The organism is Rivularia sp. PCC 7116 (assembly GCF_000316665.1).
Classification (GTDB): domain Bacteria; phylum Cyanobacteriota; class Cyanobacteriia; order Cyanobacteriales; family Nostocaceae; genus Rivularia.
Genome location: NC_019678.1, coordinates 5,951,516 through 5,970,787, shown reverse-complemented (window position 1 = coordinate 5,970,787; position 19,272 = coordinate 5,951,516). Strand labels below are relative to the sequence as shown.

Genomic DNA, 19,272 nt, shown 5'->3' with positions numbered 1-19,272 from the left:
TGGTAATTGGTAACTGATGATCCACACCCTCCGGGTGAACAACTGCTCACTGCTCACTGTTAACTGTAAAGAATAGAGTGAGGAGTTTTGCGGTTGGCTAACTCTATTCCTTTGCTTCCTAATTTTTCCCGTAACTCCTTGTCTTTACACAAGCGAGTGAGTGCTTGGGAAATTTCTTCTGGAGAATCGGGATTTACTAATAAACCGTTTTCTTCGTGATGTACTGCATCTTCCACACCACCGATACGAGAAGCAATTACTGGTTTACCAAAATAACCAGCTTCGGCGTAGACTATGCCAAATCCTTCTATACTGGCACTTTGAGCATCATAAAATGTCGGCATGGCGAAGATGTCGCTAGCTGCATAATATTCGGCTAAATTTGCATCGGCTACGAATCCGGCAAAATCGACTTTTTCTGTAAGCTGTAATTGAGAAACTTTTTGTTCGAGCTGAGGCTGCATTTCGCCTCTGCCACAAATGATATAGCGCACATCTAAGCCTTGATTTAAAAGATGATGCAAATTATCAATTACTAATCCAAAACCTTTGCGTTTTACCAATCTTCCCACGGAAAGAATAACTATGGCATCTTCGGGGATATTGTACTTCTCACGAATTTTTAACCGCGACTTTTTAATATACTGCTGATTTTTTGCGCGATCGCCGAATTTTTCCGTTCTAATTATAGGATTAATAATATAAGTAGAAGTATCAAAACTGAATTTCTCCTTGAGATAATTTTGTGTAAAAGAACTATTGCAAACAATACCGGCGCTACGCTGCAAAGTTAATTCAAATAATTTTTTTAATAAAGGATTGCGTAAAGGGCAAAGAATATCATTGCCATGTACGTAGATAAAAAACTTAATAGGTAATATATAACTTAAAAGTAAAATCGAAGGAAAATCGTAACCATGCCCCCATTCAATATAACTATACCGATAGCGGAAGTATAGTTTTGTAGCTAAAACAAATGACCAAAACATATTGAGAATTTGTTTAATTATTGCTCCCAAACCAAATAAGCGGGGTATTTTCGGTAAATGCCAACGATGCACGGGGAATAGTTGATTTTTATCGAAATTTTCATAACCAGAAAAAGCCGCAGCTAACATAATTACTCTTCGAGGATTTTGCAGGCAGCGGTTATATACATACTCTTCAATTCCACCTTCTTTCGGTAAAAAAGTCCGGGAAACAACCAAAATATCTGGTGAATAAGTTTCTTCTTTAACTACAGAGTTAATCAATGATAGATTTTGCATGTGATAATTTCTATTCCCTCTTTACTTCTTCCTCTGCGCTCTCTACGGTTTGATTATTCCTACTACAAATAAATCGTCGCCGATTAATTCATCTTCTCAATAATAGATACAAACCTAGAACAAGTATGCTCCCAATAATAAGAATCTGCAACTTTTTTTCGTCCGGCTTCTCCCATTTGTTGAATTAAATTTGGTTGTTCAATTAATGTTTTAATAGCTTGTGCTAAAGCTTGAGAATCGGCAGGTGGGACTAAAATACCATTTTTACCTTGCTCTACTAATTCTGGCATTGCGGAAACATTAGTTGTAATTATAGGTAATCCATAGTGCATAGCCTCTAGGAAAACAATGCCAAAAGTTTCTTTTAAAGAAGGTAGAACAAAAATATCGGCAGAAGCATACAATTTTTTGAGGTTTTCTTGATCGGAACCATCATGAAACACAACGCATTCTGTTAATTTTAGTTTTTCTACAGCATTAGCTAATAGATTATAGTACCTGGAATTATCTTTGCGATTTCCGACTAAATCGAGAGTGAATTCTTTGTATTGTATCTGAGATAAAGCTTTTATCAAGTAAATAATGCCTTTTCTAGGAACATAGTTGCCTACACATAAAATCTTTTTGCTATTTCTATGATTTAATTCATGAGACGACGATGGAAGATTGAATGAAAGATTAAATTTATCTCTATCAAGCCCTGGCGATAGAACATGAATCAAATCGGGATTAATTCCCACAGAAACTATTTCATTTTTAGAATATTCGCTGCTAGTGATAATTAAATCAGCTAGAGATAATCTAATTTTTTCTATCATGCCATTGAGAACTTTTCTGATTACGAATCTATCGCTGCTATCGTAGCCATAAAAAAGATGAACTATAACGATAATTTTATCTTTACAAAAAAATCGGCGAATAAAATTCGTCAACCATAGATATTTACTAAAATAATGGTCTTCTACTAAATATCCTCTATATTTAAACAAAATAAATGCAAAAATAACAGAAACTAATAAATTACCAAAAATTGGAATTTTGCTAAGTCTAATATAATGCTTTTTCTGATGTAAACTCACATATTCATGCTTCCAGTCAATTGTTTCTAAATATTGAGAGAGTTGATAGTTATAAAATTCTCCCCCTGTTTGCGGAGGTTTTGCACCGCTGAAAAAAATTACTTTATTCATATTAATAATTAATTCTTTTTATATAGGAATGATGGCTGTAGGGTGCTGTGACACTTTGAATAACTTTGAACGTAGTATAATTGCTTGCTAGTGTCACGCACCAACAGCACCGCAGTGAAAATTGCGCCCATTCCTGTAATATTTGGATAATTTTAGATAATTAAACCGCAGAGTACGCAGAGGAAGAGGAAGATAGAGGATTAGCTGATGTGCTTGCGGGTATCTTGCCCGCTTCTTCTATACAAATAAAAAATCAAAAAATAAAATTAAACTAAACTAAACCTGTAAGTTGCATCATACTTTGAGCATAGTTTTCCAAACTACACTGATTTTTAACCCAATTTTTGCCCTCGAATAAAATTTCTTTAGTCAGCGAATTTTTAGCAACATTAATAATAGTTTTGGCAACTGCAACTGAATCGTCAGGATTAACAGTCCAACTAGGAGCAAAATTCTGTAAAATTTCATTAATGCCACCAGTATTGCTACCAACCACCGGCACGCCACAAGCGATTGCTTCTACAACCGTGCGCCCAAAAGGCTCTCTAGGTGCGAGAGTGACAACTATATCTGCATGTCTGTAATAATCTTCGATATTCAAGACGGGAGGTAAAATTGTGAAACAGTCTTCAACTCCTGCATCCATTGCACTTTCTCGTAAATCGCGACTGTAAATCATTTCAGGAGATTTATCTTCTCCGATTATTACTGCTTGATAATTTTCACCCATTGCTTTTAAATTTGCTAGTACCGGAATTAATGCTCTCAGATTTTTATCGTTGACAATTTTTGGTTTATTTATCCGTGAAGGAGTAAGGATTATTCGCGCTCCGGAATCTATAATAGGCTGTAAATTATCGGGAATAGTGGTATTAGAATCAGCGTTGAATTTCTCAAAATCTACCGGTTGATACAGAATTCCTCTGATATCTGGCATTAAACCACGAATATGTTCTGCGGTAAATTGTGAATTGCAAATAGCACCGGGATAAAGACTTGCAAAAGCAATTTTTCTGGCAATATAACCTATATGATTGTACGAAAGAGCTAAATCGTGACAAAAATGATAAAGTTTGCGGCGACTTAAACGAATAGAAGGAGCAGCCAAAGTTAATATAGGTAAATAATTTCGCCAGACACAATTATCTAACAGTAAAGGAAATTCCTGCGGCTGTTTCCCTACCCATTGCAATGCTTTCTGTAAAAATTTATTCGGATTAGCAGCAGCAATTAATTTTATACAATTATCTAAACCCGCATCCCGAAAATATTTCTCCATAAAAGAATCTTTGTGCATGACAACGCACAAGTTTTCTAACAATCCGCAAAGCGCAAATCCTTTAGCCAACATTAATAAACTAACAGTAGTACCTCCTAAAACGTTGCAGTATCCCGGTATAACCAAAAGTTTTTTTGTTAAACATTCTTTTTTATTCAAAAACTTACTTTTATGCTTTGAAATAATCATAAATTTACTTAATAGAAATTACACCGAAATCATACAAATATTATTTCAAAAAGCTCTGCGCTCCTTTACGTTTTCCTCTGTGCCCCGAGGCTGTCAACAACATATAATTTCGATGCCAAGGGATTTAATCTCATTAATTTAAAACGAAGATAACGCCGCAGCTTTAAACGTAAATATATTTTCGCTTCATTAGGAAATAAACTACACATACCCCTCCTCACAAATCTTTCAATAGTATCTTTTATACTATGTCCTAGAGAAATACTTTCAAACAAAGTTATCCAAAATATCTTAATAGCTTCTTTCGGAGAAACAGATTTCCGAACCATTACTTTCAAACTACGATAGTCGGCATCATGCTGAATATCAAAACGCTCTATTAATCCCAACTTGCTAGCAGTTTCATTGATACATTTTGCTGTATCTTCCCTTTGTTCAATTAAATGCTGTAAATTATTAGTTCCTGCATTCATATTGTTACCATGATGGCGATAAAACATCAAAGGTTCTTTGATATATCCAACATTTCCATAAAAAGGCACCGTAGCAGTTAAATAAGTATCACCACCACGAGGGCGTTGAGGAAAAGGTAAAACTTTTTCTAAAACCCAACGTTTATAGGCTAAAGCTGAAGTCACAGCCCAAGCATATCTACCCCATTTTAGTAATAGATGAGTGACATCCCCTTGATTGAAAAAAGTTGGATCTCGTCCAATAATTTTTCCATCAGCATCAACCGAAGTACGACAGTGAGAAATTTGTACCAAACTAGGATTTTTATCAAAGGCTGCAACAACTTTTGCGATTTTTTCTGGATAGTAATAATCATCAGCATCTAAAAAACAAATAATTTCACCTTTAGCAACAGCAAACCCGCTATTAAAAGCAACACCTTGTCCCCCATTTTCTTGAAATATCGCAATTAATTTATCTCCATAACTTTCTATAATCTCTCGTGAATTATCAGTTGAACCATCATCTACAACTATTAACTCAAAATTTTTGTAAGTTTGACTTAAAACGCTATCAATCGCTTCAGCAATAAACCTACCGTAATTATAGTTACCAATAATTACGCTAACTAAAGGTTTTTTTATCATGTCTATGGAATTTGGTAATTGGTAATTGGTAATATTTACCTCGTTCCAAGGCTCTGCCTTGGAATGCCTTTACAAGAGGCTCTGCCTCTCACTTAGACTAGAGGCAGAGCCTCCAATACTGTATTCCTTGCCGGAGACAAGGAACAAGGAATTTTACAAAAAAGTATGAAAAGCCATCAATTAAAAACAATTATACTTCTGCTTAATATTACCCTTATCGCCAACAATAGCAGCCAACAAAATTAACATACATGCTAATAGCTCTCCATACTCCATAACTGTAGATAATAAAGTATATAAAACTATTAATAAAAATACAGATAAAGGTCTACCTTTTCTAGTTTTATAAAGCCAACTCAGAAAAGATAGCCAAAATAGACTAAATAATAAAATTCCCACAATACCAACATGGTAAAGCAAAGTACCTAAAATAAAACTGTGAGTTCCTACACGCCCTAATTCAAAACCCGGTAAAACTGTAGAGCCAGGAACCCAATGACCAAATATCGGTTTATCTAGAATCGCTGAAGCAGTTTCTTCATATATTTTGCCGCGAACTTCTGTAGAGTCAGCGCGTACTTCTCCAACTGTTTCTACCTGCGAGTTATATACTTCTACAATCGTATCTGTAACGTTTGGAAAAGATAATGTAGTAAAGCTGATGATTGCTAGTAACGCTAAAATTAATGCATATCCGCTATTTTTACCATAAATAAATATGTAACGTAAAATTAAAATAGCTGGTAATAATAGCCATACAGAACGAGTTCCACTTACCAGCACCAAACCAAAACTAACTATAAACAAACAGATTGACCAAAAACGATTTTTGAGATCCAGAGAAATCAAATTAATGTAAGCTACTACTAAAGCAAAAATTTCCGGAATAATAAAGAAAAAACTCCAACGCTTTAAACCAAAAACACTTTTATGGTAAGGCAAATAAGGCATTAAATAATTAGATAACCCCGCTCCATGCTCGTAATCTCCTTCAGCATTTTTAGCTAAGAGTGAAAAAATTGTCCGGGGATATATATAGTCTCTACCTCCAAAAACTATTTCTCCAACTACCCAAAATAACAGCATTTGGATTGTCACCAAACTAAAAGCCCAAGCTACTACTTCCAAACGCACTCTAATGTCGTGACTTTGAACGTACCAAAGTAGCGCAATTAAACCGTACCAAAATAATATGTAGCGTACATCTTCTGTGATATTAAATTTTCTACCCGTACTTAATTCAAAAAATATCGAACCAATTAATCTATAGCTAGAAAATACAAATAAAGCAATAACGTTCAAACTAGGTTTTTTTAAACGTACTCTGCCAAAATTAAGTAATTCGTAACCAACAATGCCCAAACATATAAATGCAGCCATAAATCGATAGATGCCAATCACCCACCAAGCTGCAATTAAACTGAGATTTGCACAAACAACCTTTTCAGCAACAGTCAGATTGTTCCATCTAATCCAAATACCGGAAAATAAACTATTACATAGCGGTGGCTTTACAAAATCCGATTTCAACCCCAATCGCTGATTCATGAATTAACAAATTAATTGCATTACTTAAATTGCTTATATCATTTCTTTATAAAGATGCGCCGAATTTAGCCTACGCAGGTAGGCTTTGCATCAGTAGCTCCACTCTTATAGAGTGAGAGCGATTGAGCGCAACCTCATACAGAATTGGTATTACCTTTTCACTTATGCTAAAAATCCTAAACTTTGGCTGTATTTTGTCCGTAAATATAACCTTGCGCTCTATTTTCCACACCGTTAACTACCAACCCACAAATTTCCGCTTGATGGCGAGTTAATTGTTCGACGCTGTCGTAAAAATAGTTGCGATGGCTGCTTGTAGAACGAACTACAAACACAACTTTTGATATTATTCTTGCTAGTAGTGCTGCTTCTGGTGTCAAAGCAACTGGAGAGCTATCAACTAAAACGTAATCGTAATTTCCCTGAGCTTGAATCAAATTCAAATATTGCTCAAATTCACCGCGAGCAACAAACTCAGAAATTTTATCTTCGGCAATATTAACCGATAATAAATCTAAATTGAAACGAACTTGATTATGCACAAATCGCGATTTTGCTTGTGGCTGATAACCCAAAGATTCCGAAAGCTCCCCTCGACGAAAATCTCCGTCAACTAGCAATACTTTAAAACCCAATACCAGCAGCGCATTCGCCAAACCGATAGTAGTTGTAGTTTTACCTTCTTCGGTGTTAGCACTAGCAATCATCAACCTTCCAGAGTTTAACTGCATTAAGCTAACTGCCGAAGCCAAGCGCTGAAACTCGATTTCTCCTCCTAGTTTCCTATCGGCTTTTGCATTGATATGTCTAACATAGGGAATACTTGCAAGTACCGGAATGTTAGCTTGTTGAATATCTTTAGGGCTAAGTAAGGGGTTGCGATTCTCCATAAACAAGATTATCGCAGCACTACCAAAACCAGAAGCTAGCAATGCTCCGAGCAACATCAATTTTAATTTAGGTCCCGATGGTTTATTATCCACCATAGGCTTATCCAACACTTGCACGCTGGGATAAGCGCTGAAAGCCCCGAGTTTGGCTTGTTCTATCTGCGCCACTACCCCGTTATAAACTCCTTCAGCAATATCGTATTGTCGCTGTAATTCCAATAATTTAGCTTGCTTTTGGGGTAAAGAATTTAAACTGGCACTTAATTTATCAATCTGGGGTTGCAATTTTTCGGCTTTTTTCTGCATCCCTATAACCTGACTTTCGGCTAAAATAACTTGCTCGGCTAAACTAGCAGTATTTTCCCCGATTGCCGGATTAACTCCTCCTGCATTGGCTCTAGAAGCAGCAATAAACTGGTTGAGTTGTTGGCGTAAAACCGAGCGCTGGTACAGTAAATTTTGTACTTCCGGATGGTTGCTGGTTAATTTACCTTGAGCTTCTATTAATGCAACTTCAATTTGACTTAACTTATCCCTAATCAACTGGAATTCCTTGTATTCTTTGAGTCGTACAGAATTTACCGCAGCAGCAGGACTCAAAGCGATACGATTCGATAACATCCTCACCCTTGCCGCCGCAGATTCCGCTTCCGCTATAGCTTGAGCTTGTTGAGTATTCAAAGTATTGATAGCTGAAACAATCTGTTGCGTCTGCTCCTCGGAACTAACTAAATTAGTTTTTTGCTTGAATTCACTTAAAGCTTTTTGTGCTTTCAACAACTTCGTATTAGCCAGCTTTACTTCCCCCTGCATAAACTGCGATCGCTGTTTTGCTTCATCAAGTCGCAATTCTTGCAGGCGATTGCTAAAAGCAGCAATTAAAGCAGCAGCTCTATTTTTGGCTAATTCCGGACTAGAACCTTGAACTTCCAAGGATATAACCGTAGATTCTTTTTCCGGAGTTACTTCAAACAGCTTCTTAAATTGACTTAACCGAGAATATTCGCTTTTCTCCGGATCGTTTTGCCATACTTCCTCAACAACATGGTCGCTTGTAGCAATAGATGACAGAATATTTAAAGGGTTAAGCTGCTGAGAAAAAACAATTCCCTCATCCCGAACATTACCCAATTTACCTAAATCTGCATCGCTCTGATTGGTAACATTCGGTAATATTAACTGTGCTTTACCCTCCCAAACCCGAGGTGTCAATTTGATATTGATGGCAGTAATCCCAATTAACAAAATATTCCAAGCCAAGAGCAACTTCCAATGTCGTATTGCAATTGTGGCAATTCTACTCATATCAACTCTCTATCCTAATTTCAAAATCAAGTTAAATTACAACCTATGTATCTATGAGTCATATCGTTTGTACCGAGATTATTTCATTTTGTCTCCTTTTTTGTTTGCGTTCTCTTTAGAGCAATTTTTTTAATCAAACTTTTCCTGCACCCCCGCTTATCTCGGATATATCTGCATTAGATGTTCGGCTAACCTTGGCTCATCAAATATCTGCCCTTTAAAACTAGGCGGAGGACATTTAACAGCTTGTTCAAAATTATCCAAACTAGTACAGTGAGTTATCCCCAACTTTTCTACTCCCCGAGCAAACCACAATTGATGATCGTCGATATGCTCGTTGTAACGAGATAGGCGCGGAACCAATATAAAACAAGCTCCCTGGGCAGCCAAACCCCGCGTTAAACCCTGACCCGCATGAGATACAATCAATCGAGACTCCCCGATTGTTTTCATCAAAAAGCTTGTTTCAACAATTGGTGTAGTGGTGACGAAAGAGTATTTTGCCAGAATCGAGACATCAGTAGTTCCATGCTGCACAAAAACACTCTCCGAAATCACACCCGCACTCAAAAGTCTCTCCAGCCAATCGATAGCTCTATTGAAAGCGAAGGGAATTGTCCCTAAAGTTACGGTAATCATTTACAAAGCCTTTGGTATTCAACTCAAAATTGACTGGTGAGGTTAAGGAGGGGGGAGAATAATTTTTTATTCACAGTAAATCCATCACAATAAATTAAATATTAGTAGTCTGTCCTATAAAAGATGATAGGTATATGAAAAAAAGAAACACTTATTCTACCCCCTCTTCCTAATCTCCCCCTCCCTTCCCTCACCCAGCAACTTTCGTTTAGCAAACTACTAAGCATACCCCCTAAAAATAGCTTTAGGATATTTCCGACATAAATTAGGCCACTGTACGTAAAATTCATCGCTTAATTTATAAACTAGTTTTCCAGATAAACTCAATTCCTCCGAGCGGGAAATACTTTCCACATAGACAAACCGCTTACCAAATAATTTCGCTGCAAAAGCAAAGCCAACGGCAATGCTAGCCCCTGTCGAAATAACTATATCCGGTTGCTCTAAATAAACAGTTTTAAACACCCGAGGAATATTGCCTAAAAACGCCCAAATATCTCTAGGAGGCTGATAAGGTAACCAATGGACTGTCTCTTTGTGCTCCAATAATTTTGTATCTTTCTTCCAGTCTGTCACCCATACACGTTCGTGATTCGACCAAAAAGACTCTAGTCTCCTCATAGTCGAAAAATGACCTCCGGAAGTACACACTAATAGCAACTTCATTTAATTTCACCCTTCTGATAATGGAGAATAATGCCTTCGCCATAACGAGCTGGCAATCCCAAGCTTGAATCAAGACCTAAGTAGATTTATATGGGTAAGTTATACCATCTACAAAGGCAATATAGTAAAATCACCCGACAACCGCTGACTGCCTAGGGATAAATCTAAGCATGATTGACTGGAAATATTTTTTATTTATACAAAATAAATACTTAACTATATAAGTAATACTCCTCACATAAAACTATCGCGATCGCATCAACTGCTCCAATCAATATTAAAACAGTTGTTGCCCATAATACAATTAAGCATTCTTAACATAATTTAAAAGCAAATCTTTACTCAAAACTCATCTAATTAACATTTAATTAAGATTGCTTCATTAAATCTTCAAGTTTGTGACTTATATTGATGCATTAATATATTTGTCAGTTTTACTGTTCTATATTATACAAATATCTATAATTAAGCCAGCATAAATTCTATAATGTATAATTTTCGACTGCTATCTAAATAATAGATATCATGTAATGATTAATACTTAAATAAAAATAAATATTGCACCGAGCTAAGGATAGTAGATTTGTGCGTCTAAGGGTACGGTTATCTACAGTGGATTTCCCTCCAAAGGTTACTGTCTAAGCATAGAGAGAAACGATAAATTGAATATGTAGCCAGTGAAGAAAGTAAAAAAAAACGAAAGCTAGAAGTAAAAGAGCCAATTACCTGCTAACAGATAATAAAAAGACCTCTTGCAAAATACCAGAAAACATCTTTTAAGTATTTTAAGAATATTGGCATCAATAGTAAATATTATTGTTTTTCCACAGTTCGTATCATGCGTAAAAAATTACAAAGTGCCATCAAGCCGCTTTTAAAACCTCTCTTAGTTGTGTTCCTAGTGTTTACATTGGTATTTAGCCAAGCACCAGGAGCATTAGCCGCTCGTAGTGGGGGAAGAATTGGAGGCGGTTCTTTCAGAATGCCTTCAAGTCGTCCTTACTCATCTCCTCGTACTTATGCACCTCCCGGAGGTGGATATGCACCCTATCCCAGAGGTGGATTTGGTTTTCCTTTCTTATTCCCCTTTTGGGGTATAGGTGGAGGCTTCGGGGGTTTATTTGGAATCTTGATTTTCTTTGCTCTAGCGAACTTTTTAGTAAATACCTTCCGTAGAGTTGCTAGCGATGGAGGAGAAGAATTCAGCGGCTACAGCAGCAACCCGACAATTTCTGTAACTCGCTTACAGGTAGGTTTATTAGCTCAAGCTCGCGAGCTACAAACCGAGTTAAATCACCTTGCCGAAACTGCCGATACCGAATCTTCAGAAGGTAGAGCGCAGGTTTTACAAGAAGCCAGCTTAGCTTTAATGCGTCATCCAGAATATTGGGTATATGCAGGTGGCAGTACAAAGCAAGCCCGCTTGAATTCCGCAGAATCTGAATTTAACCGTTTATCTTTAGCAGAGCGGAGTAAATTTAGCGAAGAGACATTAACTAACGTAAACAGTCAACTGAAAGCTGCTATATCCAACAACGCTTTACCATCCACCGGAGAACTAGATAATCCCACCGATTTAATTAACCAAGGTCCCGGAGAGTATATAGTTGTGACATTAATTGCAGCAACTTTAGGTAAAACCGAAATTCCCAACATCAACAGTTCCGACGACTTACGTCAAGCATTGAGTCAATTTGGCGGTATACCAAGCGATAAACTGCTGGCATTCGAGATATTGTGGACACCACAAGCCGAAGGTGACACCTTAACCAGCGATGATTTATTAGCCGAATATTCTGATTTGAAGTTAGTTTAAATGGTAATGGGGTAATGGGGTAATGGGGTAATTTGATGATGATTTTTTATTTTCTTCTTCCCTCCCTCCCTCCCTCCCTCCCTCCCTCACTCCCTCCCTCCCTCCCTCCCTCACTCCCTCCCTCACTCCCTCCCTCCCTCACTCCCTCACTCCCTCCCTCACTCCCTCACTCCCTTACTCCTTAGCTCCTGACTAACTGGAATCGCGATCGCAAATTCAGTACCTTCCCCCGGAGTGGAAGAACAGTTCAACTCTCCGTGGTGTTTATCGACTACAACTTGATAGCTTACCGCTAAGCCTAAACCAGTCCCTTTGCCGACTGGTTTTGTTGTAAAGAAAGGGTTAAAAATTTTTTCGCGTATTTCTTCTGTCATGCCTAAGCCGTTATCGGCTATATATATAGCTATCTGCTCGAAATTCAAGAGTTTTGTGGAAATGCTAATTTGAGGAGCTAAAAATGGGCTATTATTAGTTTTGTTTATTTTTTCTTCTATTACATCAATTGCATTAAAAAGTAAATTCAAAAATACCTGATTTAGCTGCCCTGCATAGCATTCAATCAACGGTAATTTATCGTAATTTTTGACAACTTTGATTTCGCAACGTTCTGAGTTAGCTTTTAGCCGACTTTGGATAATCATTAAAGTGCTTTCTATACTTTCGTGGATATCAACTTTCTTATAATCTGCTTCATCCAAACGCGAGAAAGTACGCAGCGATTTGACAATTTCCCGAATACGTTCGGAACCTGTTTGCATGGAATCAAGAATCTTTGGTAAGTCTTCTTGTAAGAATTCCAACTCAATATTTTGAATTTCTTTTTCTATAATTTCTGTCGGATTAGGATATTCTGATTGATAAAGTTCTACTAAATTGAGCAAATCTTGAAGATAATCTTTAGTATATTCGAGATTGCCATGAATAAAATTAGCTGGATTATTAATTTCGTGAGCGATACCTGCTACCAACTGTCCCAAACTGGACATTTTTTCTTGTTGTATTAATTGAGCTTGAGTATATTGCAGTTCTTTGAGAGTCGTCGCTAATTTTTCAGTTCTTTGTTTAACCTTTCTCTCTAAAGTCAAATTATAAAGTTCTAATTTTTCTTTACCCTCGGCTTGCTCTTTTAATAAATTTTTAACTCGTATAATTAACTGATTGAGTGAGATTGCTAATATACCAATTTCATCTCTTGTAGTTACAGGTGCTTGTAAATCAAAATTTGAGTTCCGAGTCGTTTCTTCTGCAATATCTGTGAGCTTAATGATAGGAAGAGTAATGGTTTTGGTCGTATAATATGCCAATAAAATTGCCAATAAAATAGATATAGAATTTGTACTTAAAACTATAAAACGGCGGGTTTCCTGCGCTTGTGCTAAAGCTGCATCAGCCCGCTCATCTTCTTCTTCGGCAGCTTCTGCTAATTCATTTAATTCATGTGAAATAGCATCAAATTTTAGCGCGACAGAACTATTAGTAAAATCTAACAATAATTTTCGAGCAGTTTGGATTTGTGACGGTGATTTTAGATTCGGCGCATCTATTTGTGCAATTAATTTATCAACCTCTTCAAAATATTCTTCTTGCACGCCATCATAGGTTTGCAAAAAAGAGACTACTTGTGTATAGTCTAATACTTTGTTTTCAGCTATTTGATCGTTAAAAGACTCAAGTTCCTCCCAGCCTTCTTTCGCATCCGATTCGTCTTCAATAAAATTAACGAATTCTTTCTGCAACTCTTGAGGTTTTTCTAATAAATAAATAAATTGTTGTTGATGAATACGAGCTTGTAAAACAGCAGATTTTAATTCATTAAATAATTCTACTTCCTCATCAACTAGCCGTTCTACTTTCCCTGCCTGATATTGAAAATAATCACCAATAAAAGTTCCGGTAACAGTACCTAATACACCAACCCCAATAGCGATCGCATAACCAAAACCGATTTTTCGTGCAATACTCAGTCTGTGGAACCAAGAAATAGGTAGGGATGAACTTTTATCTTTATTTTCCGGGCATTTAGTCATAGATGCTTGTATATAACTTTCTAGTTATATTGTTCCCCATGGAGTTAGATAATTAAACAAGAAAGGGAGGTAACAGCTAACTAATAACTATTCGCTGACAATCCTCAACCCACACATCCTCAACCCTCCTTCAGTTTCATTCCAGCTACGGCTAGCACTACGACAACTTTCCGGGGTGAAACTCCACGAGCCGCCACGAATTACTCGACGGTGCAAGTCTCCGCCATAGTGCCAAACTGTTCCGTCGTTGGGAGCGCCATGATAATTTTTGTGCCAGGGATCGGCACACCATTCCCATACTTGCCCGTGCATATCGTATAACCCAAAGTCGTTGGCTACCTCAAAGCTACCGACTGGTTTTGGTTGTTTGTAGTGTTTTCTGATTGCTTCTATTGGGTGATATTTACCAATGTTACAGTTTATCAGTTCTCGATTAATACTTTTACCAAAATTAAAAGAGGTGCTAGTACCAGCACGACAAGCATATTCCCATTCAGCTTCGCTGGGTAAACGATATTCTCTTGCGGTTTTTTCCCGAAGTCTGGCACAAAATTCCTGGGCTTCATACCAAGACACGTTGTCAACGGGTAAAATTGCACCTTTAAATTTTGATGGATTGGGATTTATCTCTCGATTAACTTGTGGAAGAGATGCGACGGCTTTCCACTGAGCTTGAGTAATTGGGTATTTACTCATAAAAAATGATTTAAGAGTCACAATATGTTGGGGACGTTCTACCGAGTCTCCTTCATTGATAGAAGAACCCATAATAAAGCTACCACTAGGAATTTCCACCATCTCTAAAGACAATTCGCCGCTGATATTCTGTGTAAAAAATTTTGCTTGACTGCGCCAGCGTTTAATTAAATTGCCCGTTTCATCTATTCTTACAACATCAAAATCAAAGTTTTGTAATTGAGGTGATGTTGATTGGGTAGTTATGGGAATTTCGGGTTTGTTATTAGATGATAGGGGAGAATTAGAATTTTTAAGCTGTAAATCTTCTTGACTAACTGCATCCAGCTTAGAATTCTTCTCTTCCAGAAAAGCTAAATCTTTGAGTACTTCTGCTGCTGACTGATATCTATCTTTAACTAAATGTTGTAGCAACTTATCTAAAACTATTCCTAACTGTTCGCTAATTACAATACCCTTTTCTTGTAAAATATTTCGCCACAACCATTTACCATTGATAGCATCATAAATATAGTCCTTAAATTGTCCGCTATCATCCTGTGAAGGTAAACACTTAGTCAAAAGTCGGACGCAAGTGACTCCCAAAGCATATAAATCGCTTGCGGGAAAAACAAACCCAGCCATCTGTTCGACTGGTGCATAACCAATAGTGTAAAGTACTGTAGCTTGTCTTTCTAAACTACTTTGGGTAACTTGTTTGGCTCCACCAAAATCAATTAATACTAGTTTACCGTCACTTTTACGACGAATAATATTTTCGGGTTTTATATCCCGGTGAATTACTTTATTGGAATGAATAAAATCCAAAACTGGCAATAAATCTGTCAATATTGCTCTAATTCGTTGCTCGTCAAAAGCAACATTATAAAACTCATCTAGAAGAGTTTGTCCTTCAATGAGTTCCTGTACCAAATACAAACTCGAACCTTGTTCAAAAAATGCTAACAATCTGGGAATTTGCCAGTGATTTTCCCCCAACTCATACAAACGAAAGGCTTCTTCTCGGAATAATTTAGCCGCCTTAGCTCGTGACGAACTTCCTTGTACTTGAGGGAAAAACTGCTTGATAACGCAAGGTGCATCTAATCTATCAACATCAACAGCAGCGTAAGTTTTACTAAAACCACCTTCTCCCAACAAATTTAATACCCGATAACGGTTTCTCAAAAATTTACCAAAATTGCTTCCTCCGCAACTGATACAATGTTTACTTCCTTCTACATTGAAGGGATTGGAACAATTAGGAACCTGGCAAATTAACACGATAAAAAGAGTAATGGGTAGTTGGTAATGGGCAATGGGTAATTGGTAATAGGATTTTTATTGATATTTTCAAGTGCAGACTAGCTCAACTAAAAGCTGTAGAGCAGCCCTAAAATTTGAGTGGATATAAAAAATTAAATATAGGTTTTATATTTACTAATTATTTGCTTGTAGAAGTAGAAGCCGATTATCTATATGAAACAAACGATTAAAGATAAATATTCTACAAGATTAAAAGATTTACGCTTGATGATTTACCAAATCTATCACTTTTTAATAGCGATATTTGTATCAAATTTAGCCAGGATTAATAGTTATATTTTTTATAGGTTAAATCACTGATAAAGGCGCTTTGTATATTATCAGTAATCGATTACAATACAGGTTCTTCAGCACTTGGTATGTTATTAAATGGTCGTTTTAAGGCAGAAGGCAGAAGGGAAAGAATAACTGTATAACGTTAATAATATGAGTAAAAATTTTTAAACCCTTGCAAAAGAGATGTTTCAGGATTTTAAACTCAATAGGGAAGAAGGGACAAGAGTTGTAGCTACTAATCAATGCCAAATAAATATATAAGTTAAATCCGTAGCAGCTTAGCCAAGCGCTTTAATGTGTCAACATTAAACAGATGGGGAGATGGAAGGTAATAATTTCCACCTCCTAACCGCTAAATCCAATTTCCAACTAATATAAATGGTGCCCAGAAAAAGGGATGGGTAAATTGTTTGTCTTTGAGGAATATTATTTGAGTTTGTCGCAAAGCTTCGGCTTTACTAATTCCTGGTTGATTAAGTTGTTTGTAAAATTCAACCATAAATTTAGATGTGGATTCGTCTTTAACTGCCCACAATGTAGCTAAAGTACTGCGTGCGCCAGAACGTACTGCGACTCCTGCTAATCCTAATATGGCTCTTTTGTCGCCTTTTGCAGTTTGACAAGCGCTGAGTACCATTAATTCTACTGGCTCGGAATCGGAAACGTCTCGTAAGCGAAGGAATTCGCTGAGTTGTTTGACGTTCATTTTTCCATCCCAGGTAAGTATAAAAGTATCTCTAGAGTTGCTGCTAAATTGTCCGTGGGTGGCTAAATGTAAAACTGAAAATGGTGTTGATTTGATGCTTTTAGCGAGATTTTTATCGGTAAAGTTTTCGTTGACAAGTAGAGTTGATTTTACTTGAGAAGATATATTTTTAACTTCAGATTTAACGCCCGGTAAAGCTTTGAATCCTTGACGGGCTTCGCTTAAACCTGCTGCAATTACATTAAGATTATCACCTTTTAGCTGTCGTGCTTGCATTAGCTGCAATCCCGGTGATAAAGCGACGCTATATTTTTCGACTAAGTATTGTTTACCATCGTATAAAGCAGCCATTGGGATGTTTCTCATGGAGCCATCTAATACGAATGCCAAAGTTTTGATGTTGTTTGCTGCTAAGTCTGTTTCGATTGGTTTAACTAACCAGTTGTATGCTTGCTGATATGTTTTTAACCTTTGCTGTTGGGAGAAAGCAGGATTTAATGAAAATCGTAACTGTCTAATCGTTGCTTCTATTTTTGCTTGGGGTAAATTAGTTTGGTAGCTGGTTAGGGGTTTGCCGGGAATTGATGCGATGACTTCTAAACGGTTATTTAAAATAATTGGGTAAATGACTGCTGCTGTTTTGTCAATTTGATCGATTTGCTCTGGTTTTGCGTCGAGACAAGCTTCTCGGAAGAAGTTATCTAGCTCGGCTAGCTGTAATGCTTCGAGGGTATTACGGGCAAGTTTAAGATTTTTTTGGGAAATTCCTTTGTTTTTTTCTTTATTAAGAGAAGATGCGGGTTGTAATAACAAGTCTACGAATTCGCGGTAAACTGGTTCAACACTTTCTTGGAAGTCGAATTGTACATCTCGATTAATGGCTACTAAGTCGCTACGTAGAGTTTTAAGAACTTTGATAGAAGAATCATAGGCAGAAATTGCTTCTTGATTTCTTCCTTGTGTTTTAAGAATTCTTCCTACTTGCCAAGCTGCTTGATAAGTAATATCGGAAGCGTTGGCATTTTGGGCTATTTGTAAAGCTTTTCGCGAAAGGCTTAAAGCTTCATTTAGCTGCAAAGTTTGTTCGTATAAGTTTCCTAATTGAGTTAAACCGTATGCTTGAGCGCGTAAGTCTTCGAGGGTTTCTGCTTGTTTGATAGCGCTGGCTAAAACCTTGGCTGAATCTTGATTTAGGGAAGCTGTAGCAACGGGAGACTGCATTAATTTAGAAAGGCTTTTACCAAAGTTAACTAGTGCATAAATCGAACTGCGACTAGGGGGAAGCTTATCTAGCTGAGATTGAATTGATGGTAATAAATTAACAGCTTGCTGCCATTGAGACTGTTGAATATGTAAACTCAGTTGATTGAGTTGGGCTTCAGCTTGTATTAAAGGATTTTTCGGGTTAGCTGCTGCTTGTTGATAATATGCAAAAGCTGCTTGGGTTTGCTTTAAATCCCTAGCTGTATTTCCCAAACTAAATAAAATGCTGCTGGTATCGAGGGAAAGTTTTTGAGATATAGCTAAACTTTCCTTTAAAGCTTCCTCAGACTTACTTAAATCTCCCACCAGTTGCAGAGCGACACCCAAACTTTGTAAACCTTGAGCCTTTAGTTGAGAATCTGGTTGGGGAAGCAAACTTTGATTTATCGACTCTAACAACTTTTGCGATCGCCGGTAAAATCCCATTGCTTGTAATGCTTGAGCTTGGTTGATTTGAGTACCTATTACCCCAGCACTATCATCTAGCTTATTGTAAATGCCCTCGGCTTGTTTCCAGGCTTCTAGGGCGGCGTTTGCTTGCCCCATCTTCATTTTTATACTTCCTTTGTTATTAAGAGCAACTGCTAAAGCTTCAGTATTACCTTTTTGATTTTGCAGCAGCGTCAAGCTTTTATCGATAGCTGTTTGTGCCTTTTCTAATTCTCCTAAATTTTGCCAAGCCAGGGAAACAAGGCTTAAACTCCAACCTTGTTTGATTTTATCTCCCTGACGTTCAAAACCAACAGCAGCATCACGCCAAGTTTCAACGGCTTCCGAAAACCTTGCTGCTTCAAATAGAGTTTTGCCTCTTTCAAATAGCCTTTGAGGATTGCTAGCTTGTTTTTTTGCAGTCAAAGAATTTTGATTAACGCTAATTTTTATATTCTCCTGTGCCGATACGGGGGAAAATATTGTAATGATTAATGCCGTGCTAATTCCTAATAACAAACTTAAAATAGCTGTTTTGAAAAGCTTTTTTCTTATATTCATTGCTTTCAATATTTAGATGCATTCATGACTATCTGTAAGGCTGAGATAATTTGAGATAAATGTTAAATGATAGCTCGCGCCACTAGCATAACCCCACCTTAATGATATTTCATCCCATA

12 protein-coding genes are annotated in these 19,272 nt (G+C 37.0%); 1 reads left to right on the top strand and 11 read right to left on the bottom strand.

The window, feature by feature from the left end:
* Positions 1–59 precede the first annotated feature (59 nt).
* From RIV7116_RS23055 to pssD, 8 genes are all read right to left on the bottom strand, one after another.
* Positions 60–1,268, bottom strand: a complete 1,209-nt coding sequence (locus RIV7116_RS23055; RefSeq protein ID WP_015120732.1) for a glycosyltransferase family 4 protein — start codon at positions 1,266–1,268, stop codon at positions 60–62.
* An 83-nt stretch (positions 1,269–1,351) separates the two neighbouring features.
* Entirely contained in the window at positions 1,352–2,458 is a 1,107-nt protein-coding gene (locus tag RIV7116_RS23050; RefSeq protein ID WP_015120731.1) for a glycosyltransferase family 4 protein, read from the bottom strand.
* 271 nt (positions 2,459–2,729) lie between these two features.
* Complete coding sequence (locus RIV7116_RS23045; protein ID WP_015120730.1) at positions 2,730–3,926, bottom strand: glycosyltransferase family 4 protein; 1,197 nt, start codon at positions 3,924–3,926, stop codon at positions 2,730–2,732.
* A gap of 65 nt (positions 3,927–3,991) precedes the next feature.
* Entirely contained in the window at positions 3,992–5,026 is a 1,035-nt protein-coding gene (locus RIV7116_RS23040) for a glycosyltransferase (RefSeq protein WP_015120729.1), read from the bottom strand.
* Between the two features lie 180 nt (positions 5,027–5,206).
* A complete protein-coding gene (locus RIV7116_RS23035; RefSeq protein WP_015120728.1) occupies positions 5,207–6,574 on the bottom strand; it encodes an O-antigen ligase in 1,368 nt (455 codons plus the stop codon).
* A gap of 176 nt (positions 6,575–6,750) precedes the next feature.
* The gene (locus RIV7116_RS23030; protein ID WP_015120727.1) at positions 6,751–8,769 is read right to left on the bottom strand and encodes a GNVR domain-containing protein; all 2,019 of its coding nucleotides are present in this window, start codon (positions 8,767–8,769) and stop codon (positions 6,751–6,753) included.
* A 156-nt stretch (positions 8,770–8,925) separates the two neighbouring features.
* The gene (locus RIV7116_RS23025; protein ID WP_015120726.1) at positions 8,926–9,408 is read right to left on the bottom strand and encodes a glycosyltransferase; all 483 of its coding nucleotides are present in this window, start codon (positions 9,406–9,408) and stop codon (positions 8,926–8,928) included.
* A 219-nt stretch (positions 9,409–9,627) separates the two neighbouring features.
* Positions 9,628–10,074 carry a PssD/Cps14F family polysaccharide biosynthesis glycosyltransferase gene (gene pssD / locus RIV7116_RS23020; RefSeq protein ID WP_015120725.1) on the bottom strand — a complete coding sequence of 149 codons (447 nt, stop codon included), beginning with the start codon at positions 10,072–10,074 and terminating at the stop codon, positions 9,628–9,630.
* An 838-nt stretch (positions 10,075–10,912) separates the two neighbouring features.
* Between pssD and RIV7116_RS23015 the strand changes: the two genes are divergently transcribed.
* A complete protein-coding gene (locus RIV7116_RS23015) occupies positions 10,913–11,890 on the top strand; it encodes a DUF1517 domain-containing protein (RefSeq protein WP_015120724.1) in 978 nt (325 codons plus the stop codon).
* Positions 11,891–12,048: 158 nt separating this feature from the next.
* On the opposite strand, the gene RIV7116_RS23010 is transcribed toward RIV7116_RS23015, so the two are convergent.
* From RIV7116_RS23010 to RIV7116_RS23000, 3 genes are all read right to left on the bottom strand, one after another.
* Entirely contained in the window at positions 12,049–13,917 is a 1,869-nt protein-coding gene (locus RIV7116_RS23010; protein ID WP_015120723.1) for an ATP-binding protein, read from the bottom strand.
* 87 nt (positions 13,918–14,004) lie between these two features.
* Entirely contained in the window at positions 14,005–15,876 is a 1,872-nt protein-coding gene (locus RIV7116_RS23005) for a bifunctional serine/threonine-protein kinase/formylglycine-generating enzyme family protein (protein WP_015120722.1), read from the bottom strand.
* Between the two features lie 670 nt (positions 15,877–16,546).
* The gene (locus RIV7116_RS23000) at positions 16,547–19,153 is read right to left on the bottom strand and encodes a CHAT domain-containing protein (protein ID WP_015120721.1); all 2,607 of its coding nucleotides are present in this window, start codon (positions 19,151–19,153) and stop codon (positions 16,547–16,549) included.
* Between the last annotated feature and the right edge of the window lie 119 nt (positions 19,154–19,272).